Consider the following 24,934-nt stretch of genomic DNA (forward strand, 5'->3'; position numbering starts at 1 on the left):
GGCGGGTCAGGGTGTTACGGTTTGTACTGCACAGAGAAAATCCTCTTTCTCTTCGCGGGTGTAATCGACGCGCTGATCGGAGCGGCTGTGGATCGGTTCCAGCTTTTCACGAAGCGAAAACCCAACCCGCCTGCCCAGCACGGCCTTGATTTCTGCCAGTATGGCCAATGCGATCTCTTCGGAGGTTTCCGCACCAATATCCAGCCCTACCGGCCCGTATACCTTGGCCTTTTGTTCGTCGGTAATCACCGTTCCTTCACTTTCCAACTCTGCATACATTCGTTCCAGCTTTTTCTTCGGGCCTAATGCGCCTACATACCGGCAAGCATCCACGGTTAGCAGCTGTTTCAGTAATGCGAGGTCGTAATTGTAATTGTGCGTCATGAGCACGACAAACGTCCGCTCATCGACGGTAATGTGCTTCAAAACATCCTCAGCACGCGATACCAGTACTTTCCCGGCCGTGGGAAACCGTTGCCGCGTGGCATGCCCGCTCCGGCCATCGACTACCGTAACATCCCAGCCCAGAACACTCGCCATTTCGGTGAGCGGTACCGTATCGTTGCCCGCGCCGGCGATAACGAGGGAAGGAGGGATGTTGAAATATTCAATGAATCCGGTCAGCGATTTATTCTCAAATGCCTTAAAAAATGAATCGCCCCGCTTGTAGGCTGCCTGTGTTTCGGAGAGCAGTTGGTCGTACATTTCAGCCTCAGTGCAGGTGCACGTTACCTGGTCGTCCGTCTGCAAATGCAGGAAGCAGGTACCGGGTTGCGCGCCCGTGCGGGAGTGCAGGGAGAACAATGTTACCAGGACCGCATTTTGCCGTTTGGCCAAAACCTTTTTCAGTAGCTCTACCGGATTCTCGGCGTCGGCTGTCTGAATAGGTTCAAAAAGGATATGCACAATACCATTACAGCCGAGCTGGACGCCCAGCGTGGTATCGTTTTCGTCGGTGGTATCGTAGGTTACCAGCTTGTTTTTCTGCTGTGAAATGGCCAGTAATGCCTTCCGCAGTGCATCGCCTTCGAGGCATCCGCCGCTGATAGCGCCGGTAAGTTGGCCGTCGTCGGTCACGAGCATCCGTGCACCAGGGCGCCTGTACGAGGAGCCCTCCACATGCACGACCGTCGCGAGCGCCATGCGCTTCCCCGAAATCAATGCCTGCTCATACGACCGGATGATGTCCGTGATCTCTTTCATGGCGGTGTTGTTTTACAATCTTTGAAATAACGGAAACGGCGTGGTTTACATGCTCCTCCGTAGAAAATCTCCCGAAACTGAAACGGAACGAGTTATGGATGCGCTCGTCGGAAAACCCCATCGCTTTCAGTACATAACTCGGCTCCAAAGTGGCGGAGGTACACGCCGAGCTGCGCGAAAACGCCAGGTCGCTTCCCGCTTCGAATATCAGCTTTTCACCATCCACCTGCCCGAATGAAATGTTGGTACAATGCGGAAGCCTTCGTGCCTCATCTGCGTTGATCTCAATGTCTTGCAGTACGAGTAATTCCACTTCAAATGCGTTCCTGAGCGCAGCAACGCGCTTGCTCTCACGGGCCATTTCCGCACCGGCTATCTCACAGGCCCAGCCAAGCCCGACAATGCCAGGGACATTCAGTGTGCCGCTGCGCATATTCCGCTCGTGGCCGCCACCGTCGATTTGCGCGGTTAAGGTAATAGCAGGGTTCTTCTTGCGGACATATAATGCACCTACGCCTTTGGGGCCGTAGATTTTGTGCGCACTCAATGCCAGCAGGTCGATCCCGTCGTTCTGGACATTTACCGGGATCTTACCGACAGCCTGCGTGGCGTCTGACAGGAATGGAATATGATGCTTTTTCGCGATGGCAGCTATTTCACGAACGGGCTGGATTACGCCTGTCTCGTTATTAGCATACATCACGGCAATGAGAATAGTGTGGTCGGTAATGGCATTTTCAAGCTCTGCGAGGCTGATGAGCCCATTTGCATCGACAGGCAGGTAGGTAACATTGCCGCCGAGGCGCTCGATGTGTTTGCATGTATCGAGCACAGCCTTGTGTTCGGTGCATACCGTGACCATGTGCTTTTCCGGCCGTGGGGAATTTTCAAAAACACCTTTAATGGCCAGGTTCACAGCCTCTGTAGCGCCGGATGTAAAAACAATCTCCTGCGGATGCGCGCCTATGAGGTTGGCGATCTGCTCCCGCGCGATGTCCACTGATTCTTCGGCTTCCCAGCCATAGGAATGCGTGCGGCTGGCCGCATTTCCGAACCTGTCCGAGAAATAGGGAAGCATCTCCTGTAAAACCCTCGGGTCCACAGGGGTGGTAGCGTTATTATCCAGGTAAGCAGGTAATTTCAAGGGTAAAGGCTGGTTTTTATTTAAAAAAGCAAAACACGCGGGCTTAGTTCAAATTAAACAAAAAACCATCTCATTTTAAACATGAGATGGTTTCCAAAACTTAAACGAACAGGTTAACTATAATTATGAAAATCGGTATTCAGTTTGATGATTTAATGAGTGGGTTAACATATAATGGTGTCATGGTCTGAGGTACTTCGAAAGGCGGGCATACAAGCCCCATTCCTTGGTATAGAACATGTAAATGGTGTATTTCAGCTTTTTAGGCAGCCGGTCCTCCCAGGTCTTTTTATTCAAATGAAACCTTTCTTCCCCGTCCTCGGCCACAAGTGCAGGCGGAACCAATAGCCGGTACGCACTCAGGAATGCATTTCCTGCGATATGTATGAGCGCCAGGCTTTTAAATCCCGCAGCTACTTCGATAAAAATGAGTCCCGTGTTGGCTATCGAAACGTAGGCAATGCGCCGTTTCACCGACGATTGAACCCTTGCAAACCCTGCCGCCATCGCAGCTGCACTTAGCCCGAGCAATCCAATGAGCACGCGGATGAAAAGCTGATGCTCCCAAAACGGGTAAGAACGCAGCAACAAAAACGTACCCATTTGTACCGTAAGTGTAGCCAGCAGAATCGCGCTTGCTGTTGCGGAATTCTCTATCGTTTGCGGCAGCCAAGAGGAAATCGGCAACTGCGACGCTTGCATGGAAGCCGTCACCAGTAACAGCAGTGAGACCATCGCCGCGCTTTCCCGCCCGAGGTGGTGGCTTGCCCACATGGCAAGGAGCAAGCCCACATCACCTAAGCGATATATAAAGAAGGCTTTCGCCGGAATGCCGAGCGTCGGGCCACCGAGTGTCGGGCCACCAGTGTTTTTAAAATCTCGGTGGAAGATAATGAGCAGAAATGAAGCGATGCCCATGATCTCCCAGCCGAGCAGCAACGTTTTTAAACCACCAGAAAAAATAGTGAACCCGTAACCCGCACAAAAAAGCACAACCGTGCATACAAAACGGAGCCAGTGCCTATGTCCACGCAGTGTTTCGTGGCCATTCCAGACGGCCAGAAGCACCATAGCCAATCCGATGGCAAGATAGGCCAGCGTCAAACCGTCAAAATGGAAATCACTCCAAAACATACACTCATTCAAAAAAGCTATCGACGACCGGTATTAATCAGCAATGCGGCTTCACCAATCACCAGCCACCGATAGCGAATATTTTAATGGATCGGATTTATAGCCCGTCATTTGACCGTTTTTTAAGACCCTGAGCTCACGGGTGACCGGGTCGATCACTACCAGGTGCACCCATTCATTCATTATCCATTGCGCGGCAGGTTTTGGAGAATGCACCGCATTCAGCCGGTCGATCACTTTCACCACCGTTTCATGGAAATGCTCCACAATGCACAACAGGCGTATCGGTTCCAATCCTTCGATTAGTTCACTAGGCAGACCAATCCGTAAATCTCCGCGGGCACCATCAGCCATTCCGAATAGGCCTATTATCCGGTCACTCAACGCATTGTCGGCATTCATGCCCGTAGCGCCCGTACGCGAGAAAAAGTATTCAAGATTGTCGGCACCCAGCGAGGGTACAACGGTTTCGAGTATCCTTTCCAGTTCCTGCCCGTCCCGATCGAGCGAAAAGTCGTAACTGTCCAGACAGGCCCGGTAGCCGGGCGGGGTGTCCCGTGCTACCGATAGCCTACCGATAATGCAAAGGGAGTTTGGTACGCTTATGCGTCCTGTTCCCGAAACGTGCCCGCTGTGCTGATTTGGCGACTTCCTGCATAATCCTGTCAGTATGTCCTCGTAATAACTCCATTCCACAGCTTCCTGCCAGATCGCGAGCACTTCGCTCTTTTCGCTGGCGGGAACCGGCGCAAATAAATCAGTCGGCTGGCTCGCCAGGTGCGAAGCCAGCGGCTTCCAATGCTTGCCAAGGCGGTCGTCCAATACGTCTATTTCCAGGAGCAATTCAAATACGATCAACTCCCGGAGCGTAATATGGCCGCCGTTGGGCAGCCTGTTATGGCTATTTTCGAACGTTGCTACCAGTCCCGACCAGCCCTTGTGGGCAAATTGCTGATCGAAAAGATACTGTTTGAAAAGTGCCTCTTCACCCACAATGATAGCGAGCAAGTCGCTGATCGACGGGGTCTGCAAAAGCAGCTTACGTGCCCGGGGCGTATTGAATGCGCTGATAAAGCTGTTCGACTCCACTTCGCGCATGGAATCGAGAAAGCCTTGTCCGTGTACCGGGAATGACCAGTCCGAAACGCCGTGGTCGAGAAAGCTGCCCAAAATCCGGAACAATCTCGGATGGACAAGGGCATCCAAATCAGCGTTATATTGCTTTTGCCAGTTGGCCCTCAACCGGCCTATCCGGGGAGTAGTGTCGACCGTTTCGCTCGCAACCGGAAATTTCTTCATTAATATCTTGTTCTGCCATTCAAAGGTCTTTGCATCCCCTTTTTTCTCGACCAGCACTTTTTCCAGGACATCGGCTTTTACTCTTTTGGAGTTGTAAAGCGAACGATATTCTTCCAGGGAAAGCCAGGTTTGGTAACCCAGCATTTCGGACGCGTGCCGCAGCGCGTCGTGAAAGTGAAGGCCCTGAAATGCCCCCAACGGATTCCGGTGGGTAAGTACCCTGCCTGGTGACAATGCCGGCAAAAATCGCTTCAATTCATGCAGTACCGCGTGTTCGTCGAAAGAGTTGTTCCGGGCTGTCATGTGCAGAAACTGGTAGCGTTTTACAAAGTCTTTTTGCCGACCGGTCGGGGCAGAAGCCATCCCCGGTTTTCGTTGCTCAAAGGAGCCAAACAGCAATTAAAACGCAATTAAACAAGCCTTAAAATGCGGTTAAAATTGGTTAAAATGAAGATTATCAGATGGTAATGCTATTTCCGTAAAAGCGGGTTGCCGCTGGATTATTAATGGAAGAAATGGGGCGTTAAATGAAACTATTTCTTTAATTTTGTGTTTTACTCTACAATGTTAGTAGATTAATGTTTCATTCTTTAAACCTTCACCATTATGTCACTTCGATTAGGAGATATCGCACCGGACTTTGAAGCAAATACCACGCAAGGGCCCATCAAATTCCACGAATGGCTGGGAGATAGCTGGGGATTGTTGTTCTCTCACCCTGCCGACTTTACTCCCGTTTGTACAACCGAATTGGGTAAAACGGCGCTTTTGAAAGGTGAGTTTGAGAAACGCAATGTGAAAGTACTGGCTGTGAGCGTCGACGACCTGGATTCACATCACCGCTGGATTCCGGATATTAATGAAGTAAATAATACCGAGGTGAACTTCCCGATCATTGCTGACGAAGGCCGCCAGGTAGCGCAGCTGTACGACATGATCCACCCGAACGCCAGCGAAAAAGCAACTGTGCGCTCGGTATTCGTGATTGGTCCGGACAAGAAAATCAAATTGACGCTTACTTACCCTGCGTCGACAGGCCGTAACTTTAATGAAATCCTCCGTGTAGTGGATTCACTCCAACTGACTGCCAACTATTCCGTAGCCACACCGGCCGACTGGAAAGATGGTGAAGACGTGATTGTTGTACCTGCGGTAAGCACCGAAGACGCGCAGAAGAAGTTTACAAAGGGTTTGAACATCGTGAAGCCATACCTTCGCTACACACCGCAGCCGAATAAGTAAGTTTTTTCGGTTGAATAGAAAAGCGGATGCCTCTTTCGGGACATCCGCTTTTTTATTAACTGTTGCTTTCGCTCTCGATCACTTCCTCGGGTACGATCATCTCCTCTCCATAATAGATCATGTGCCGTGCGCCCTGGTAGTAGAACCAAATAGAGAGCGACATCGGGATGTGGGCAATGTCATTATAGTTGAACCAATCGCCGAAACTGAATTTCAATGCGTGGAAGCCGGCAGCTATTGCGCCCATGAGCGTCGCGAGGAAGATATTCTTGCTGCCCGGGTCCTTTTTCTTTTTATATACATAAATCTCGATCATGAAGAGCATCAGGAACAGTCCGTAAAATGCGTGCACTTCCACAATCCTGAAATCAAGGGTAATAAACGTCAATACGAAAAATATGACGAGTTCGAGATAGTTCAGCCAACCCAGAATGAGCCCATTCCGACGGTGAAGGAGTGGTTTGATATGCCATATAGCCGCACGTTCGAATAAGGCTACGGCAATCATGCTCGCGAACCAACCTGGTATTTTACCGACTTTGCCGGTCATGTACAAAAAGCCATGGCCCAGGATCCCTCCGATAGCCGTGGCAATGGCCATGAAAAGGAAGAAATACTGGATTTGCTTGTACATGCGGTGCGCACGCCCGAGTTTGTTGAGATGGAAAAAAGCGTAGATACAGACAGCAGTCATTACAAGGCTCGACAGTACGGTCGAGGGCTCCATAATGGTTATTCCGAATAGTTTTATCTGGTGGACTTTGCTAAAATCTATGACGACATCATTCATGAACAGAAGAGTAAGTTAGCGCATACCGAACCTCGGTATGGTTTGCATTCGAGTTTCAAAAGTACGCACAAATGGGGCAGCAATCTGCATAATTGCCGCATTGAATGCCTCCTCCACCAAAATTGTACCACAAACTGCGCCCGCCTGTTCAGGTCGCGCGAATTGTTCCGCGTTTTCAGTTTGGTATCCCGAAAGTGCCGATTCGCAGATGAAAACGGGGGAGCTATCTATTATCAAATAATAAATACAAAGTATGTTTTTCCTTTGTATTGAGAATTGTATTTAAGTAGGATAGCAGCGAAAGCACCCTCTTTGAAAACTTATGAGAACCATGAAGAATCCCTTACTATCAGCCGTCAGATTTGTCGTTTTGATCCTGTTTCCGGCCATTGCAGCCAATCATTCTTTTGCGCAAGCTCCTGCGCAGGGTAACTCCAAAATTTCCGGAATTGTACTCGATTCAGCTGCTGCGAGGGGCGTGGAGTTTGCCAGTATTGCATTATTCAATGTCACTGACAACAAGGCGATTGATGGTACCACTGCCGACGAGAACGGTAAGTTCGCCATTTCGAAAGTAGCTCCGGGATCTTACAAGCTGATGATCTCCTTCATTGGCTACAAAGACAAGGCCATAAATGTAAAAGTGGAAAAAGGCAAGGACGTGGAACTGGGATCGATCCAGCTTGCTTCGAGTGTGCAGAATTTGCAGGAAGTGACCATTACCGGCGAAAAATCGCTGATCGAAGAGAAGGTCGACAGGATGGTATTCAATGCGGAGAAGGATATTACTTCCAAAGGCGGCGACGCTTCGGACTTGCTACGTAAGGTGCCCATGCTTTCCGTCGATCTGGATGGTAATGTCTCGCTTCGGGGAAGTGCAAATATCAAGGTGTTGATCAACAACAAACCTTCGACGATTATCGCCGCCAATGTGGCGGATGCTTTGAAGCAGATTCCGGCGGATATGATCAAATCAGTGGAAGTAATTACATCGCCATCGGCCAAATATGATGCGGAGGGCTCAGGTGGCATCATTAATATCATTACCAAAAAGAACAACCTGCAAGGCCTGACGCTGAATATCGATTCAGGGATGGGTAACCGTGGTTCAAACCTGGGCTTGAACGGAAGCTACCGCAAAGGTAAAATGGGTTTCACGCTCGGTGGTTTCGGGCGGGCATTCTATAACAAGGCTACTTCGGTGCTCGATCAGACGACATATTCCGGCAGAAATTCATTCCTGACCAATCAGAGTTCGACCGCAAAGGACCGCGGTTTGTTCGGGCAGTATTCGTTGGGCTGGGATTATGATTTGGGCAAAAATCAGGCATTATCTGCCGGTTTGCGCTATGGAACGCGGAATTTCATCCAGAAACAGGATTTGACCATTAACCAATACGAAAACAGCATTCTCGACAACAGTTCGCTGCGTAAGGTGGATCGCAAGGATCTTTCCGGAACCGTTGATTTCAATATCGACTATATCCGTACTTTCAAGCCGCAGCAGGAGTGGAGCATTTCTACGTTGTACAGCCGTACGGGCCTGACCAACAATTTCAATACCGATATTCTCAATGAGTCAGGTGCGGTAGGCAGCAAACTGAAAAACGAGAATAAAAATCAGAACTCGGAATTGACGCTTCAAACGGATTACCAGACGCCACTGGGCAAAAACCAGTTGCTTGAATTCGGTGCGAAAGGGATTTTCAGAGCTGTGGATAGCGATTTTAAATACCTTACCGCCGGAGAGTCAGGGAATTTCGTATTGAGTGCTACTAACCCGTCAGGTGCTTTGAATTACAAACAGAATGTGGCAGCAGGGTATTTCTCCTACACGCTTTCAACCAAAAACAAATATATCTTCAAACTCGGAACGCGCTACGAATACACCGGCATTACCGCCGATATGGGGGATAACAAGCCTATCGACATTCCGGCTTACGGAAACCTTGTGCCGAGCATCAACGTTTCCAAGGCGCTCTCAGGTAGTACCACTTTGAAAGCGGCCTATAACCGCCGCATCCAACGCCCGGGTATCCAGCAGCTGAACCCGAACGTGAACCTGTCGAACCCGCAGAGCATCAGCACCGGAAACCCGGCATTGAGCCCTGAATTGACCGACAACTTTGAACTCGGACTAAGCACTAATATTAAGAAAACCTACATTAATGCATCGGTTTTTGCCCGGCAAACCAACAACTCGATCACACAGGTGCGCATGGCCGTTGATACATTGCAAGGCGCCATTGTAACAACCTACGAGAACATTGGCAAACAGAGAGCCTACGGTGCAAATATCTTCGCGAACGTGTACCTTACCCCTAAATGGACACTGAACGGTAGTATCGACATTCTGCATTCGTACCTGGAAGGCCAAACGACCGGCCTGGACGGTACTTCGTTGGGAATCAGTAACTCTGGTTTCAACTATGGCGGACGGTTGATGTCGCAGATTTCACTGCGAAACGGCTGGGGATTGCAGGCATTCGGGTTTTACCGGGGCAAGGAGATTCAGTTGCAGGGAACGCGTACAGGCTTCTACATGTATTCGCTGGGGTTCAAAAAAGATATTGCTAATAAGAAAGGCAGCATCGGTTTTGGAGCGGAGAACTTCCTCACCAAAGGAGTGCGGTTCACTTCCGATCTGACTTCGCCCCAATTTGTACAGACCGGCGCTACGCAGCTTTATAACCGCAACTTCAAGGTAACATTCAGCTATTCGATCGGAAAAATGAGCTTCAATGCACCCAAGAAGAAAACGAAGTCGGTAAACAACACGGATGTTGTAGGAGGCGGCGGCCAGCAAAACTAACTTTGCGACGCTGTTGCCGCAGCGCAGGGGCCTTTGCCTCTGCGCTTTTTTTGTGTGTACATTGCGAAACAGATATTACACAGCGCACTTTTTCGTTAATATAAAAAGATATTTTTGTATTTTCTAAATACATTGATACCTTGGGAAAGTTAATCATCAATTCATGAAGTGGTTGCCATGAAGTGGTCATTTGTTATTCAGCAGAAGGTTAAAGCTGCGATTTTGTTGGGAGGGATCATGGCATTGATCGTTGGCGGAACGTTAATTTCCCGCTATAACGTGGAAGGAATCGACGAGTCGTTTTCATCCATTTACAAGGATCGCCTCGTTCCGGCGACCACGATTTTGTATCTCACAGAAAATCTTTACCGTAAGCGCCTGTCGCTTGAAAATTACCTTTATTCAGAAGCACAGCAGTCGCCCGCCAATGTGAAGGCGTTGCTGCGCGCGCACGATCGGAGCATCGATTCGCTGATCCGGTTGTTTGAAAACACATACCTGGTAGATGAAGAAGTGAAAAGCTTGCAGGGTTTCAAAAGTCAGATCGTAGATTATGCGAAGTTGGAAGGCCAGGTGCTGGCATTATGCACGGCCGGATCGTTTCCGGAGGCACGACAGCTTTTTTCGGCACCCGGAAGTTCCACATTTGAAAGTACGATTTTGAATCTGAATGAGCTGGCGGGCATTCAATCGACGATCGGGAAGGACCTGGTGAAAGCGTCGAAAGTGAATGTAGCGAGTTTTGGTATAATCTCTTTTTTACAAATCTCCCTTGCGATTATTACCGGCCTGGTGGTGATTGTGCTGATTCGCAACTCGCAGATCATCCAGAAGCCCAGGACGAACAGCAATAAAAGCCAATATTTTAACCTAAACTGATAAAGGAACACTCAAAAAATAAAAGGTCGGGATTTCCCGACCTTTTATTTTTTCATGAATGACAGTGAATTACTGGTTTACTTTGCGTCCCTTCAATGTCTCTCTCTGATTTTTCACCTGTTTCAACAAATCCTTCTTTACAAAAAGACGGGCGCCATTGCCGCCTTGCAGGTCGAATGTGCGCTCTTTATATTCGAATTTGTTATTGGGAAGCACGTCGAGGAAGTAATTCTGGCCGCTCAGATTAAATTTCATCCCCTTGGTATCCTGCTGGGTATCGTCCCACGAAACGTTGATCGTGCCATCGCCGGTGCTCAAAGCAACGCCCGGGGTGAAAGGCAGTACGTTGATCGTCTGAATACTTTTTCCATTACTCATCGTAATCTGTCCTTCGGGATTAACCTTAATATCGTTCGGGTCGGTCACTTCACGACGGATGTTGATCGACTTGTCGTTGAAAAACTGAACTTTCGTGAGAGAAATATTGGCAGCTTCCAGGTCGCGACGAAGGTCTTCGGTAAAAACAGTGTAATTCGAAAGAGGAACGGAGTTCATGGTGGTACAGGCAGAGAACCCGCTGATAAAGAATACTCCTGCAAAAAATTTTTTAATCAGATTCATGTCAGAAATTGGTGTTCGGCGGAACTGGTTTGGTGATTTTAGTTGAGTTGTTTACCGGTCGCAATATTAGTAAAAAAGCCTTTCACATACCAGCCGATTGAGCTTTCGTACCGCTGGCTAGGGTAGTACATGACAATGTGTCAGCCAGTATGCATTTTGATTGTTATTGGAACGCATATTTCTGGCGCGTATTGCAAAGCGAAATTACATTCTTAAAATATAAAACAAACGATAGCATAACTATGGAATCAGTGATTCAGGAAAAAGGGAATTTGAGCATTCACACCGAGAATATCTTTCCGATTATCAAGAAATTCCTTTATTCGGACCACGAAATCTTTTTGAGAGAACTCGTTTCCAATGCGGTAGACGCGTCACAAAAGATCAAAAAGCTGGCTTCCTACGGCGAATACAATGGCGAGCTGGGCGATCTGAAAGTGGTTGTGAAGCTTGACAAAGATGCCAAAACGATCACAATCAGCGACAATGGTATCGGTATGACAGCCGACGAGATCAAAAAATACATTAACCAGATTGCCTTTTCAGGTGCTACCGAGTTTGTAGAAAAATATAAGGACAAAGGCGAGGGCGACAAAGGCATTATCGGTCACTTCGGTCTGGGTTTCTACTCTGCTTACATGGTGGCCCAGAATGTGGAGATCATTACCAAATCTTACAAAGAAGGCGCGGAGCCGGTTCGCTGGGAATGCGACGGTTCGACAGAGTTTGAAATTTCTTCCGCAGAAAAGGAAGAGCGCGGAACTGACATTATCCTGCACGTTGCCGAAGATTCCGAAGAATTCCTGAATGCGCACCGCCTACGTGGCATTCTGGAAAAATACGGCAAGTTCCTGCCGATCGAAATCGAGTTTGAAGACAAGGTTATTAATAATCCAAGCCCGATCTGGACTAAAAGCCCTTCTGACCTGAATGACGAAGATTACCTTGCATTTTATAAAGAACTTTACCCATTCGGCGAAGACCCGCTTTTCTGGATCCATTTGAATGTGGACTACCCATTCAACCTGACCGGTGTGCTATACTTCCCGAAATTGCGTAACGATTTCGCTGGTCAGCGCGAGAAAATTCAGCTTTACAGCCGTCAGGTATTTATTACCGATGAAGTGAAGGATATAGTTCCTGACTTCCTGCAACTGCTGCACGGCGTGATCGACTCTCCGGATATTCCTTTGAACGTATCCCGCAGCTACCTGCAAGCGGATGGTAATGTGAAGAAAATTAACGGTTATATTACCCGTAAGGTAGCTGATAAACTGCTCGAAATCTTCAAAAACGACCGCGAAGGCTTTGAGAAAAAATTCGATGACATCGGCCTGTTTGTGAAATATGGTATTATCAGCGATGATAAATTCTATGAAAAGGCGAAGGATTTCTGTCTGTTGAAAAACACCGATGGTAAATACTTCACTTTCGAGGAGTACCGGGAGCATATCAAAGAAAACCAGACCGATAAGAACGAATCACTGGTTTGGTTGTACACCACTGATGAGAAAAAGCAGGATGCATTCATCCAATCTGCCAAAAAGCGTAGCTATGACGTGCTTGTACTGAACAGCATGATCGATTCACACTTTATCAATGCGTTGGAGCAGAAACTGGAAAAGATCAGCATCAAACGTGTTGATGCCGATACGTTAGATAAATTGGTAGAGAAAGAAGTGAAGCTGGAAAGCATCCTTTCTTCTGACGATCAGGAAAAAGTGAAGAAGGTATTTGAAGGCGTTGCCGAAAACAAAACGGCGCATATTACCGTGGAAGCAATGCCGGTTGACGAATTGCCGGTGGTGATCACATTCCCCGAATTCATGCGTCGTATGACTGACATGCAGGCGTCCTCAGGCCAGCGTTCGATGTTTGGAGATATGCCTTTAATGTACACGGTTTCACTTAACTCCAATCACCCGCTGATCGGTAAAATTGCAGGTTCGGAGAATGAAGACGAGCAAAAGTCGTTGGCTAAGCAGGTTTATGACCTGGCTTTGCTGTCACAAGGAATGCTTTCCGGTAATGACCTGACCCAGTTTATTCAGAGAACCGTAAGGACGCTGTCATAAAGTCTGTGTATTGATAGGAAGAAAGCCGCTTCAACGAGCGGCTTTTTTATGTTCTTTCTGAACGAGTCAGGACCTTCCCGAAATCAGTTTGAGTTTCAGTCTTTCCAGTTCCTCCCATTTCTGCTGCTTAGCGAGACCGGCCTGCTGCGGCCAGGTCGTGGGATCGTGGAGTTGGTAACGTGGGCCGGCTTTTTTCAGGAAACTTGCAATGCGAAGCAAAGGTGTTTCCATCAGTTGTTCGTAGGTGTGAATGCCTTCTTTGTTTAAAATTTCTTCGATTTTGGGTCCTATTCCTTCAATGACTTTGAGGTCGTCGGGGGCGTGATCGGGACTGATGGGGGGATAAACGGTTTTGTGAGCGTTCGTAGCAATCGGGTAATCCACTGTGGTGTTTGTTAAAGTCCGGTATTGAGTCAGTTCGTATTTCTTTTCCTCTATTAATTGTTGCAAGTTATCAATTCTCTTTTTGATAATCACTTTTGCAAGAAACCAACCGGCCGCGGTGGCGGCAGTCAGCAGCACCGTAATTTCTGCAACCGCTACGGGAAGACTGTCGAGGTCAATAGTGATAGCCGTGAGGTTCATGGTTTCGTTTGATAATAGGCCAGTTCGCGATGGATGCGGTTTAGCTTATACCGTAAGTCCCTTGTTTTCTTGACCTCATAAGTTCTGCCCAATATAAAACCGATAATCAGCGTGACACCGATCATAATAGTATGTTGCCAGAAATGGCTGAGCTCAATGTGATAACTGGGAAACCCGAAAGAGCGGAGGGAGAAATAAAGCTGGCCTCGCTGCGCCGACATTTCCGGCAGGAGCGACTGAGAGTCGAACAGCATGTCGCAAAATTGCCTGATCCTGCAAACATGCCAGTAAATAGAACCTGCTATCCAGAATCCCAGGAGCGTCCACCAGAGTGCCTTGCTATTGAACATAAGGAACAGAGTTTGACGGATTATGCTTTTACCTAAAAATAGGGCTTCGTCAAATAATATCCAACAGGAGGGCTAATAACGCAAAAAAGCCCGGACGTCAGCCCGGGCTTTATGAGTTATCGGTTCATGGAGATCAGGAACTCTTCGTTGTTCCGGGTCCCTTTCATATGTTCCAGGAGGAAGTCCATGGATTCCATCGCGTTCATATCGGCCATGTGCTTGCGCAGGATCCATACTTTCTTGAGTGTTTCCTTGTCGAGCAGCAAATCCTCGCGGCGTGTACCGGAGGCCATTACGTCGATAGCCGGGAACACACGCTTGTTGGATAGCTTGCGATCGAGTTGCAATTCCATGTTACCGGTACCTTTGAATTCTTCGAAGATCACTTCGTCCATTTTGGAACCGGTGTCGATCAAGGCGGTAGCAATGATGGTCAGAGAACCACCGTTTTCCACATTACGTGCCGCTCCGAAGAAGCGTTTGGGCTTATGCAATGCGTTGGCATCCACACCACCGGAAAGGATTTTACCGGATGAAGGAACCACCGTGTTGTACGCACGTGCCAGACGTGTGATGGAGTCGAGCAGGATTACTACGTCGTGACCGCATTCCACCATTCTTTTGGCTTTTTCCAAAACAATGCTCGCTACTTTCACGTGGCGGTCGGCCTGCTCGTCGAATGTTGACGCGATTACCTCCGCACGTACGCTGCGCTGCATGTCGGTAACCTCTTCCGGACGTTCGTCGATCAATAGGATCAGCAGGAACACTTCGGGGTGATTACGGGTAATAGCGTTCGCGATTTCTTTCAAAAGCACGGTTTTACCGGTCTTAGGCTGAGCTACGATCATACCGCGCTGGCCTTTTCCAATCGGTGCAAAAAGGTCGAGAATACGGGTGGAATATTGTTCCGGGCGCGAACTCAAACGCAGGCATTCATCCGGGAACAAAGGGGTAAGGTATTCAAATGGGATACGGTCGCGGATTTCCTCGGTAGTTTTACCGTTAACCGTTTCTACGCGCAGGAGCGCGAAGTATTTTTCCCCTTCTTTCGGCGGGCGGATCTGACCTTTTACGGTATCACCGGTTTTCAGGCCGAACAGTTTGATTTGCGAAGGCGAAACGTAAATATCATCGGGACTCGCCAGGTAATTGTAATCCGCAGAACGAAGGAAGCCGTAGCCGCCATCCTGCATAATTTCCAGCACCCCTTCGTTGACGATCAGGCCATCAAACTCTCTTACATAGTTATTGTAATTGCGTTTGATTTTCGAAGAAGGATCTTCGCGTTGGACTTGTGGCTGTTGATGTCTTTCCTGGCCTTCGTGAGGAGGACGTTGCTGGCGCTCTTCACGCGGCTGAGCAACTGGTTCCTGCGCAACTACCACAGGTTTTTCCTCCTGAATGTCAGCCTGAATTTCGGCAACGGCTACTTCCGGTTCGGTTGTTACCTCCGGTTCGGCGGGGATTTCTCTGCCCAGGTCGTTGAGGGTATCATTATCCTCATCGATTTCGAGCGACGTATCTATGTTTTTCGGACGTTCTTCCTGACGTTTCGGGAACTCCTGGCGGGCAGGTGCATCGAACAACGGAGCAGAAGAGAGGCCCGATTGATTGTTCTCTTTTTTATTCCGTACCGGACGGTTGTTACCGCCTTTCACGGGCACAGGCACAGGGGTAGGCTCGATCGGCCTCCTTGCGCGTTTTTTCTTAGGTTCACCGGAATCCGCTGAAACTGCTTCGAGCACGGGAGCTTCCACAGCTACGGGGGCGGCAACAGGCGCAGGTGCTTCCTGCTGCGACATTATCCGGTTAATCAGTTCTTTTTTAGGAAGTTTGGCATGATCGGGTATTCCCAGGGCACCCGCTATTTCTCGTAGCTCTGATAAAAGCTTAATGTTTAAATCATCAATTGTAGGCATACAGAAAATGGAAAGTAAAGGGTCACTTTACCAATTGGACAATAAGGTTGTGAATATAATTGGATGTAAACAGGACTGCGCGCCCTGAAGTCACGTGATGGTCATTGATAGGTTATAATAAGCATTTATTGCGAAAGCCCGCGCGAAAGGCTTTACTCTGCAAAACTTTGATGGATCAAATCTGATAATTGTAACAGGTACAAACAGGAAGTATTGACAATAAATCGGCAAGATTTTGAATCTCGATAACGCTGAGGTGCGAAGTTACTGCGAGATGGAATTTGGATTTACGAGTCGATACTGACTTGGATGGACGAAGGTATACATATATGGTTTAATTTCCAAATATTTAGCCTAAAAACCATGCCAAGCGGGTTGTTATTGTTTTTATATGACAAAAAATCTTCGATAATCTGCAGAAGTCAGTGATTTAACGGTCGGTAACTTCTTTCGGGCCTTAGTTTTTATGGCGGGAAAATCGGAATTTTGCGGATTATGAACATTGTTGTGGATTCCGGGAATACCTTTTCGAAGATCGGATGGTTCGAAGGGGAAAAACTTATACGATATACGACGCACCTGGAATTCCCGGAATTAATCCGGAATATCAGGGCAGAACTGCCGGAGCACCTGTTTTTTTCGTCGGTCGGCAGGACGCAGGAGGAATTCCAGGAAGCGCTCGGAGAGCCGGTACGGGTTATGGGCCTAACGCCAGATACCCCTTTACCGATTACAAAGCATTATGATACCCCACAAACACTTGGCGCCGACCGGATTGCCGCTGCTGCGGGCGCGAATTATCTCTTTCCTAATGAGGATCTCGTGGTGATCGATATGGGGACCTGCATTACTTACGATCTCATCGACCGTCATGCGGCATTTCAGGGTGGGTTAATTTCTCCCGGTGTACGGATGCGATTCAATGCAATGCATACGTTTACTAAAAGACTTCCACTTTTCGAGCCTGAAAAAGCGCCTGATTTGATCGGAAAAAGCACCCGTCAGGCCATGCAGAGCGGTGTAATGAACGGCACCCTCGCTGAAATCGAAGGAATTATTGAACGATACCGACACAATTACCCGACTTTGCGCGTAGTATTATGCGGTGGGGATGCCGCTTTTTTTGAAAGTAGCTTGAAACCACCCATCTTTGCGGTGCCGGAACTGGTTTTAATAGGATTGAACAGAATTTTAACATATAATGTCTCTTCACAGTAGAATAGGAATAGTCACGCTTGCCATTACACTCGGTTGGGGTTGTACAAATCTTGCAAAAGCACAAGGATTGGGCAATTCTCCGTATTCATCCCTCGGTATGGGGGAGTTTTACGGGGATGCATATTCCGATAATACTGGTATGGGAGGAGCAGGCGTCGCCGCAGGCGGCGGCTTCCAGGTCAACAATCTAAACCCGGCGCTCTGGGTGCGTAACAGGTTTACAACCCTGGATGTGGGGTTGGTTGGACAATATAAAGACATTGCTTCCGGTAACCTTAATCAGAAAAATGCGGGTGGGAACCTTGCCTATCTGTCATTGTCTTTTCCAATTACGCCGCGATGGGTGATTGGCGCCAATCTGAAGCCTTATAGTTTCATTGATTTCGAAAACTCATTTACCCGCTCAGTTCCCGGTTCTTCCGGTATTGCTGAATATACCGTTTCAGGGAAAGGCGGCGTCAACAAGGCATCGTTGGTAAACTCGTTTCAGATCGGCCGTTATGTAAGCCTGGGTCTGGAAAGTAGCTACTTTTTTGGCAATGTGCGAAGGTCGTCCGATGTAATGTTGTTTGTCAACAATACGGCGTCCGATTATATCGTGAGCCTCAACGAACGCAATACCTATTCAGACATTGCTTTCCGCGCGGGCGGTACGGTTCGTATCCCTATCAAAAAAGAGAACAAACTCAACTTGAACCTGGGAGGTGCTTACAGCTTCAGTACTTCGCTGAACTCCACCAAAACTACCTCTTTTGAACTAACACAAGGCTCGTTCCCTGTGGCGATACCAGATACACTGGAAAACAACCTGGGAGGTTCCATGAAAGTGCCTGAGCAATATCAGGTGGGCGCAACCCTCGAATGGCCATACAAATTATCTGTGTCAGTAGATTATAGCCATCAGTCATGGTCGCAGTACAGAGGCTTCGGGAATGTGAATGAGGAGCTGAGAGACGTGAATCGTCTGCACGTCGGTGCGGAATATATCCCGAAGTTCGGTTCACTTAGTTATTTTGACAACGTTCGCTACCGTATTGGTTTCAGCACCGGCAATACGCCGTACGTGGTGGGCAATACGAAAATCAATGATACAAATGTCAGCCTCGGTTTTACTTTCCCGATGGGCCGTGGTTTTGCCAACTTCCTTTCGATAGCATTTGTAGGAGGGCAGCGCGGTACCAACTCTGGCGGCGCCATCCGCGAGCGTTACGGGCGCGTGGTTCTGGGTGTGACGCTCCTGGAAAGATGGTTTGAGAAGAGAAGGATTGATTAAACAGGCAGTCTTATGCTTAGGAAAGGCATTCAAAAGGTTTTTTCAAAAGGAGATAATCACTTATCTCCTTTTTGTATTCTGGCGCTTTGCGTGTTGCTTTTCGTGGCTTGTGAGCCGAAAACGGAAAAGATTGGGGCGGTATACAATGGACCGATAGAAATTGTCAACGACCTGGTGGTAAAATACAGCGAGCAGGGCAAGATGAAAGTCTATGTCAAAACGCCGAAGTCATTTACCTACCAGAATGAAACTCGTGTTTTCCCGGATTCTGTAAATATCAGTTTCTTCGATTCCCTGGGAACGGTGGTAACTACGCTGCGCTCAGATTCGGGCAGGTACGACCGCAATGCAGACGTGTATATTGTGAAGGGGCACGTGCGTGTTGTGAAATTGCAAGACCATCAAATTCTGACCACCACCGAGCTCAACTGGAGCCCCGGCACGCGGAAAGTTTTTACAGACAAGAAATTAACAATCAGAAATACTCAGACGCCCGAGGTGACGTATGCAACCGGAATGGATGCTGAGCAGGATTTTTCGCGGATTAAACTGCGAAAGATGACAGGTACTGTCGTTTCAGAGGGCTTTTAATCAGCCTTACATTCCGCCAACGCCTTATGTACAACTTCGATTGGCGTGTACACGCTGTCCTTTCCCCATTTCATTGAGACAAAGCTCACGATTTCCGCAATTTCTATTTCAGTTAGCTTGGGGTTGGGCGGCATCGGCCTGCTGAATTTCTTGCCGTTCACAACGATCGTATCGCTCATGCCATACTGGATAATGCAGGCCACGCGTGCTTTATCTGACAGGATTGGCGATCCGGCAATGGGTGGATAGAGATTAGACATCCCTTTGCCTTCCATTTGATGACAGTTAGCGCAATGCGTCGTGTACAATTGCTGTCCGGTCACAAAATACTGCTCACTTTTTAATTCTTCCGAACTGCGGCATGATGTCAGGCCCAGCACCAGCGCCGCGAGTATGCGGGCCGTTGCGATACGATTCAATTGCAGTGATTTCATTTTTTGTATTCAGCCAGTAGCCGTTCCATGTCGTTGAGCAGCTTCTTGGTCCCTTCTTCGGTGGTACCATCGTACATGCCACGCACATGCTTCTCCTTGTCTACGAGGATGAATGCCCCGCTGTGGATATATCCGCCTTGCACGGTAGTGTCTTCTTTGGCTGTGGACATGTAATTCTTTTGGCCAATTTCATAAATCCTGGCCTTATCACCCGTCAGGAACTGCCATTGCTGGCCTTCCACCCCCAAATCCTTCGCAAACTGATTCAATACCGCCGGTGTGTCGTGTTCCGGATCAATGGAATGGGAAAGGATCATCACATCCGGATTACCTTTGTATGCCTCATAGACTTTCACCATTTGTTTTTTCATAACCGGGCAAATGGTAGGGCAGGTGGTGAAGAAAAAGTCCGTCACGTAAATCTTGTTTTCGACAATTTTCTCGGTAATAGTATCGCCGTACTGGTTAACAAAAGCGAATTTCGGGATCTTGTTGTAAATGGTGTCAACGACTTCCTTTCCGTCCACAGTCTTCTTTACCACGTCACGCTCTCCGAGGATTGGCAGTTTATTATCCGAATCGCCACAACCGGTAATGGCCGCAAGCGAACCGGAGATGAACAGGGAATGGAAAAGGATTGATTTTACTTTCGAATTCATAAACGGGTTATTCTAAGAATGTTTTTGCCTCCTGGATCGATTTCAGTGTGGCTTGTTTGACGAGCAATATCCTTTCTTTCTCTTTTTCAAAATAAAGGAGCGCTTCTTTGGGTTCCAGCTTTTTGGCCGAATCGCCGCGGTATGCATGCATCCAGTCCATCATAAGCTTATCGGCATCGGCCAATTTCTGGTTCAAATCTACTGCCTTAATGCGCTGTTCGGCCATGGTGTTGCTGCTTACCCCCACATTTTGGAGGCTGTCGATCCCCTGGATTTTCTTGGAAAGCTGCGACTTCAGGCTCATAATATCTTCCTGCTGAGGCATTACTTCGTCGTGGATCGCCAGTACTTCGGTTTCAAGGCCTGCGAGTTTTTCCTGGTCTTTGTCTTTTCCGCACGCGAAGCAGAGCATAAGGAGGAAGGATAGAGGGATAAGGTTTTTCATATCAAATGGGTTTAGTCGAATTGGTGTATGTCAATCTCTCAGGATCATTTCGCGTGCATTGTGCAGCACGGCTTCCGACGGATTATGCCCGCCGATCATCTGGGCGATCTCCTGTACACGTTCATCGTTGGTGAGTTTTTTAATCCTGCTGACAGTTCTGTCCGAGGAGTGATCTTTATATACAAAATAGTGTGCATCGCCGCTGCTGGCAATCTGGTGCAAATGGGTAATGGCGATAATCTGGTGGTTTACGGCCATATTTTGCATCATTTTTCCCATTTTTTTAGCAATCTCGCCGGAAACCCCGGTGTCGATTTCGTCGAAAATGATGGTCGGCAACTTTCGCTTGTCGGCAAGTATATACTTAATAACCATCATCAGCCGGGAAAATTCCCCGCCGGAGGCAACTAATTTCAATTCTTGTGGGACAATACCCTTATTACCGCTGAAAAGGAACGTTGCTGAGTCGATTCCGCTCGGTGTCGGCGCGGTTTCGTTGATCTGGATACTAAGCGATGCATTGGGAATTCCAAGCTCGTATAGTCTGTCCAGAATGAGCTTTTCAATCGCTACGGTTACTTTTCTGCGCCTTTCGGAAAGTACTTTTGCCCCGGCAAACATCTTGTCATGAGTCAGTGTAACTTTCTTTTCGGCCGCGGCCAAGTCTTCATCCAGGTTCATGACGACGCTCAGCTTGTCCTGCAAGTTGGCCTCGATATCCAGCAGTTCCGCGACAGCGGATACCTGGTGTTTTTTGAGTAATGAATAAATCAGGTCCAGCCGTTCCTGAACGACTTCGGTCCGCGCTGAATCCAGTTCCACATTGCCATTCACCTGGTCGATCTCCTCGGCCAGGTCGCGAAGCTCAATGAGCGCGCTTTGAGCGCGTTGGCGCAGAATATCATATTCGTTCACAAGCCGCGACGCCTGGGTGAGTGAGCCTACCGCATTTTTTAGTAAATCAAGGGCCGAATTTTCCGGATTATCCAGGTAAGCATGGGCCAGTTGGAGTTTTTCTTTAATCTCCACCGCATTTTCCAGGATTGTCAGCTCCTGTTCCAGTTTCTCCTGTTCGTCGGATTTTAAACCCGCATTATTCAATTCCTGAAAGAGGAATTGGTCGTAATCGAACTCTTTGCGAAGCTGATGAGCCTGCCGTTTTAGCTCATCGAATGCCTTTACGGCTTCCCGATATGCATTAAAGTCGGCCTGGTATGTTTTGAGCAGATCGGCGTTTTCGGCATAAGAATCGACAACGCGCAGCTGAAACTCGTTATTACCAAGCAATATCGAATCGTGTTGCGAATGGACATCGAGCAGTTGCATGCCGATCTTTCGCAGGGTTTCCAGATTTACAGGCGTGTCGTTGATGAACGCTCTCGACTTGCCGGCTGCCGAGATTTCCCGCCGCACGATACATTCCTCCGAAAAGTCAAGGTTTTCGTCCTCGAAGTTGGGTGCCAGATCGTAGCCTGTAAGGTTGAAGGTGCCTTCAATTATGCATTTCTCACTGCTGTCGTACAGGGATTTTGCGTCCGCTCTGTTTCCGAGCAGCAGGCCTATCGCACCAAGCATAATGGATTTACCGGCACCCGTTTCGCCTGTGATAATGTTCAGGCCGGGATCGGGGGACATTTCTAGGTGCTTTATCAGCGCATAGTTTTTGATCAGTAAATTAGAAAGCATGTCTAATTTAGGAAGCAGATTGCCGGAGATGGTGCAACCTGGCTATGATGAAGGGGATCAACGTTGTCTCCGATACGAATATAGGCATGATCTTCCCAATTAGGAAATATAACAGGAAGTTGACCTGATTTTATAGGCTAGCATGCCTGCTGGGCGGTACGGTGCCTCTGTCGTCGTCGTAGACCACTTCGTACAAGTCGGAAAGTGCGATCTGGTGCTGGTGGTTGCGGGTATCTTTCAACACAAGCTGCGCGGCGTCGACGGATATCAATCTGCCAAAAAACGTGTTTCCGTTGGATAGGATAACGTTAAGAGGCTGTTTTTGTAAAATCCCCTGTTTGCTTTTTATTTCATCGGGCGTAACCCGTATCAGTCTTTTACTCATGAATAATGTACTACATGGATAGCCGCTGGTAGAGCTGGGTTTTTGAAGGGTCAAGATTAACCAACAGCGTGTAGGCTTGCGTGCGTTGTTCCGGCAGCCCCTCAATCATTATTTTATACAATTCATCTGATTTGGCATCAAAAAAAGAGTTGATCACTACGCTTGCCGGACGGAGCTGATTAACTTCTTTAATGGTATTCAGGAACTCAAGCACTTTTGCACGGGTTTCAGCGGGGTTTTGCGTTGCTACATCCAGTCCCTGGCGGTAGTATTTATACATCCCTTCGCGGAATGGGGTGAACTGCTGGCTTTGAAGGTTTTCGATTAGCCAGTAGCGGTTTTTGGAGTCGCCATTAGAGTCCCAGCCGCGCTTGTTGGGAGAGGAATTTCTCGCAAGGTTCACCAGGTTGAATGCTTTTTGCACATACGGTGATCCACCCATTTTGCTGAATGAGTCATAATCGAAAATCAGCGCGATGTTGGCGTAGAATGCCAGGATGTAGGGAAGCTCCTCTGTATAGCTGTTTTCATTAAAATAGAGCTGTGTGCTGGGTAGATAGGTAAATGTGAAATTCTTGTCGACATACGTAAAAAGCACAGTCTCGTAAGTGGAACCGTAAACCGGGCGGGAGACGACCAGCTGCGCATTGCCTTCATAATTTCCCTGTGCCAACGAGCGGGTTAGGTTCACATTGAGCTTGCATTTGATTTTCTCTTCCTTGGCAAACTGGTCATTAGTCCAGCGCGTATTGTTCAGAAAATCATTCATATAGGTCTGCAACTGGCTCATCGACTGCGGGTCGGTCTTTTGTTGCGCTACCAACTGCTCATAGTTGAGATTGACTGTAAACTGGAATTCCTGCGCGAATGCACGTTGCATGAACACCGCTAATAACAGCGGAACAGTCAGGATCAGTAGTTTTATGCTTCGCTCCATTTGGCTAGTACGATATTAAGAATGTCCTGCGCGACCTCTTCCTTGGATTTAAGGTCGAAACGCTGCACATTTTTGTCCTTGTCAATAACGGTTATTTTGTTGGTATCGTGTGCAAAACCTGCCCCAGGATCGTTGAGCGAATTTAAAACAATGTAATCGAAATTTTTCCGGATCAGCTTATCCTCGGCGTGGTACAGTTCGTTCTCCGTTTCGAGTGCAAAACCGATGATCGTTTGCCCAGGTCGTTTCATGGCACCCAGGGTTCCTGCAATATCGGTTGTTTTGGCGAGGTCCAGCGACATACTTTCGCCCTGCTTCTTGATTTTTTGTTCCGCTACATGTCGGGGTGTGTAATCGGCTACTGCTGCTGCGAAAATGATCAGGTCATTGGCTTCGAAGTTCTCCTTAGCTGCATTAAACATCTGGTTGGCCGTTTCGACAGCGATTAGCCGGATATTAGGGTTGGACGCTTTTAGATGCGTGGGGCCGCTCACCAGCGTTACATACGCGCCCGCGCCCGCGAAGGCCTCTGCCATGGCATACCCCATTTTGCCCGAAGAGCGGTTGCTGATAAATCGTACCGGATCGAGCGGCTCGACCGTCGGGCCAGCGGTAATCAGCACGCGTTTCGAGCGGGCAGCGGGCCTTTGGGAGAAATGTGCTTCGAGTACTTTGATGATATTTTCCGGCTCAGCCAACCTTCCGTCGCCGATCAGTCCGCTAGCCAGTTCTCCGTGCTCCGGCGAAATGAAGCTATTTCCGTAGCTAACAAGTTTCTCGATATTATGCTGAGTGGAGGGATGCTTGAACATATCCACATCCATCGCAGGAGCGAAAAATACGGGGCATCGGGCCGAAAGGTAGATGGCTGTAAGCAAGTCGTCACAATGGCCGCTGGCACATTTAGAGAGCGTTTTTGCTGTGGCGGGAGCAATAATGACCAGGTCAGCCCAAAGTCCGAGTTCGACGTGGTTGTTCCATTCGCCCGTTTCATTTTTGGTAAATGAGGTAAGAACAGGATTTTTGGAAAGGGTTGACAACGTCAGCGGCGTGATAAACTCCGTCGCGGACTGGGTCATTACCACGCGAACCTCTGCTTCTGCCTTTACAAGCAGCCGTACCAGCAACGCAGATTTATAAGCGGCAATACTACCCGAAATACCCAGCAGTATCTTTTTACCTTTCAGATTCAATTTTACAAGGTTTTGATTGTAAAGTTAAAAAGAAAAAAGCCCGCCATCAATCAGATT

The 24,934-nt window shown here is 48.2% G+C and carries 23 protein-coding genes; 7 read left to right on the forward strand and 16 right to left on the reverse strand.

The window, feature by feature from the left end; translation table 11 throughout:
* Window positions 1–6: 6 nt before the first annotated feature.
* The 4 genes from ACQ4MZ_RS28605 to ACQ4MZ_RS28620 form a co-directional block, all read right to left on the reverse strand.
* Window positions 7–1,203, reverse strand: a complete 1,197-nt coding sequence (locus tag ACQ4MZ_RS28605; RefSeq protein WP_430851058.1) for an XdhC family protein — start codon at window positions 1,201–1,203, stop codon at window positions 7–9.
* Complete coding sequence (locus ACQ4MZ_RS28610; RefSeq protein ID WP_430851060.1) at window positions 1,169–2,347, reverse strand: cysteine desulfurase family protein; 1,179 nt, start codon at window positions 2,345–2,347, stop codon at window positions 1,169–1,171. Before ACQ4MZ_RS28610 ends, ACQ4MZ_RS28605 begins: the two co-directional genes overlap by 35 nt.
* 180 nt (window positions 2,348–2,527) lie before the next feature.
* Window positions 2,528–3,481 carry a proton-conducting transporter membrane subunit gene (locus ACQ4MZ_RS28615; protein ID WP_430851062.1) on the reverse strand — a complete coding sequence of 318 codons (954 nt, stop codon included), beginning with the start codon at window positions 3,479–3,481 and terminating at the stop codon, window positions 2,528–2,530.
* A gap of 51 nt (window positions 3,482–3,532) precedes the next feature.
* Window positions 3,533–5,143: a putative inorganic carbon transporter subunit DabA gene (locus ACQ4MZ_RS28620; protein WP_430851064.1), complete on the reverse strand. Its 1,611-nt coding sequence runs from the start codon at window positions 5,141–5,143 to the stop codon at window positions 3,533–3,535.
* Window positions 5,144–5,386: 243 nt separating this feature from the next.
* On the opposite strand from ACQ4MZ_RS28620, the gene ACQ4MZ_RS28625 reads away from it, so the two are divergent.
* On the forward strand, window positions 5,387–6,022 hold the full coding sequence (locus tag ACQ4MZ_RS28625) for a peroxiredoxin (RefSeq protein WP_430851066.1): 636 nt from the start codon (window positions 5,387–5,389) through the stop codon (window positions 6,020–6,022).
* Between the two features lie 55 nt (window positions 6,023–6,077).
* Here ACQ4MZ_RS28625 and ACQ4MZ_RS28630 read toward each other — a convergent pair whose 3' ends face one another.
* Window positions 6,078–6,749, reverse strand: coding sequence for a DUF6962 family protein (locus tag ACQ4MZ_RS28630; protein WP_430851068.1), 672 nt, complete (start codon window positions 6,747–6,749; stop codon window positions 6,078–6,080).
* A 394-nt stretch (window positions 6,750–7,143) separates the two neighbouring features.
* Here ACQ4MZ_RS28630 and ACQ4MZ_RS28635 point away from each other — a divergent pair, with 394 nt between their 5' ends.
* Together ACQ4MZ_RS28635 and ACQ4MZ_RS28640 are read left to right on the forward strand one after the other, a co-directional pair.
* A complete protein-coding gene (locus ACQ4MZ_RS28635; protein WP_430851070.1) occupies window positions 7,144–9,624 on the forward strand; it encodes a TonB-dependent receptor domain-containing protein in 2,481 nt (826 codons plus the stop codon).
* Window positions 9,625–9,801: 177 nt separating this feature from the next.
* Window positions 9,802–10,503: an MCP four helix bundle domain-containing protein gene (locus ACQ4MZ_RS28640; protein WP_430851072.1), complete on the forward strand. Its 702-nt coding sequence runs from the start codon at window positions 9,802–9,804 to the stop codon at window positions 10,501–10,503.
* 69 nt (window positions 10,504–10,572) lie between these two features.
* On the opposite strand, the gene ACQ4MZ_RS28645 is transcribed toward ACQ4MZ_RS28640, so the two are convergent.
* Window positions 10,573–11,124, reverse strand: a complete 552-nt coding sequence (locus tag ACQ4MZ_RS28645) for a hypothetical protein (RefSeq protein ID WP_430851074.1) — start codon at window positions 11,122–11,124, stop codon at window positions 10,573–10,575.
* 242 nt (window positions 11,125–11,366) lie between these two features.
* Between ACQ4MZ_RS28645 and htpG the strand changes: the two genes are divergently transcribed.
* On the forward strand, window positions 11,367–13,199 hold the full coding sequence (gene htpG, locus ACQ4MZ_RS28650) for a molecular chaperone HtpG (protein WP_430851076.1): 1,833 nt from the start codon (window positions 11,367–11,369) through the stop codon (window positions 13,197–13,199).
* A gap of 66 nt (window positions 13,200–13,265) precedes the next feature.
* Here the strand turns inward: htpG and ACQ4MZ_RS28655 are convergent, their stop codons facing one another.
* The 3 genes from ACQ4MZ_RS28655 to rho all read right to left on the reverse strand — a co-directional run bounded on the left by ACQ4MZ_RS28655 (window position 13,266) and on the right by rho (window position 16,056).
* Window positions 13,266–13,784: a hypothetical protein gene (locus tag ACQ4MZ_RS28655; protein WP_430851078.1), complete on the reverse strand. Its 519-nt coding sequence runs from the start codon at window positions 13,782–13,784 to the stop codon at window positions 13,266–13,268.
* Entirely contained in the window at window positions 13,781–14,134 is a 354-nt protein-coding gene (locus ACQ4MZ_RS28660) for a hypothetical protein (protein ID WP_430851080.1), read from the reverse strand. Before ACQ4MZ_RS28660 ends, ACQ4MZ_RS28655 begins: the two co-directional genes overlap by 4 nt.
* Window positions 14,135–14,250: 116 nt before the next feature.
* A complete protein-coding gene (rho, locus tag ACQ4MZ_RS28665; protein ID WP_430851082.1) occupies window positions 14,251–16,056 on the reverse strand; it encodes a transcription termination factor Rho in 1,806 nt (601 codons plus the stop codon).
* 495 nt (window positions 16,057–16,551) lie between these two features.
* Between rho and ACQ4MZ_RS28670 the strand changes: the two genes are divergently transcribed.
* The 3 genes from ACQ4MZ_RS28670 (at window position 16,552) to lptC (ending at window position 19,138) form a co-directional block, all read left to right on the forward strand.
* Window positions 16,552–17,274, forward strand: a complete 723-nt coding sequence (locus ACQ4MZ_RS28670) for a type III pantothenate kinase (RefSeq protein WP_430851084.1) — start codon at window positions 16,552–16,554, stop codon at window positions 17,272–17,274.
* A 97-nt stretch (window positions 17,275–17,371) separates the two neighbouring features.
* Window positions 17,372–18,547 carry a hypothetical protein gene (locus ACQ4MZ_RS28675; protein ID WP_430851086.1) on the forward strand — a complete coding sequence of 392 codons (1,176 nt, stop codon included), beginning with the start codon at window positions 17,372–17,374 and terminating at the stop codon, window positions 18,545–18,547.
* Between the two features lie 12 nt (window positions 18,548–18,559).
* Window positions 18,560–19,138 carry an LPS export ABC transporter periplasmic protein LptC gene (gene lptC, locus ACQ4MZ_RS28680; protein ID WP_430851088.1) on the forward strand — a complete coding sequence of 193 codons (579 nt, stop codon included), beginning with the start codon at window positions 18,560–18,562 and terminating at the stop codon, window positions 19,136–19,138.
* Here lptC and ACQ4MZ_RS28685 read toward each other — a convergent pair.
* From ACQ4MZ_RS28685 to coaBC, 7 genes are all read right to left on the reverse strand, one after another.
* Window positions 19,135–19,572 (reverse strand): c-type cytochrome, encoded by a 438-nt coding sequence (locus ACQ4MZ_RS28685; protein WP_430851090.1) that lies wholly within the window; start codon window positions 19,570–19,572, stop codon window positions 19,135–19,137. The two genes, lptC and ACQ4MZ_RS28685, sit on opposite strands and share 4 nt — an antisense overlap.
* A complete protein-coding gene (locus ACQ4MZ_RS28690; RefSeq protein WP_430851092.1) occupies window positions 19,569–20,231 on the reverse strand; it encodes an SCO family protein in 663 nt (220 codons plus the stop codon). Before ACQ4MZ_RS28690 ends, ACQ4MZ_RS28685 begins: the two co-directional genes overlap by 4 nt.
* Window positions 20,232–20,238: 7 nt before the next feature.
* Complete coding sequence (locus tag ACQ4MZ_RS28695; RefSeq protein WP_430851094.1) at window positions 20,239–20,676, reverse strand: viral A-type inclusion protein; 438 nt, start codon at window positions 20,674–20,676, stop codon at window positions 20,239–20,241.
* 30 nt (window positions 20,677–20,706) lie between these two features.
* Window positions 20,707–22,362 carry a DNA repair protein RecN gene (gene recN, locus ACQ4MZ_RS28700; protein WP_430851096.1) on the reverse strand — a complete coding sequence of 552 codons (1,656 nt, stop codon included), beginning with the start codon at window positions 22,360–22,362 and terminating at the stop codon, window positions 20,707–20,709.
* Between the two features lie 130 nt (window positions 22,363–22,492).
* Complete coding sequence (locus tag ACQ4MZ_RS28705; RefSeq protein WP_430851098.1) at window positions 22,493–22,747, reverse strand: hypothetical protein; 255 nt, start codon at window positions 22,745–22,747, stop codon at window positions 22,493–22,495.
* 10 nt (window positions 22,748–22,757) lie between these two features.
* Complete coding sequence (locus ACQ4MZ_RS28710) at window positions 22,758–23,684, reverse strand: DUF4835 family protein (RefSeq protein ID WP_430851100.1); 927 nt, start codon at window positions 23,682–23,684, stop codon at window positions 22,758–22,760.
* Window positions 23,669–24,877 (reverse strand): bifunctional phosphopantothenoylcysteine decarboxylase/phosphopantothenate--cysteine ligase CoaBC, encoded by a 1,209-nt coding sequence (gene coaBC / locus ACQ4MZ_RS28715; protein ID WP_430851102.1) that lies wholly within the window; start codon window positions 24,875–24,877, stop codon window positions 23,669–23,671. Before coaBC ends, ACQ4MZ_RS28710 begins: the two co-directional genes overlap by 16 nt.
* Between the last annotated feature and the right edge of the window lie 57 nt (window positions 24,878–24,934).

Source organism: Dyadobacter sp. BHUBP1 (assembly GCF_050587785.1).
GTDB lineage: Bacteria > Bacteroidota > Bacteroidia > Cytophagales > Spirosomataceae > Dyadobacter.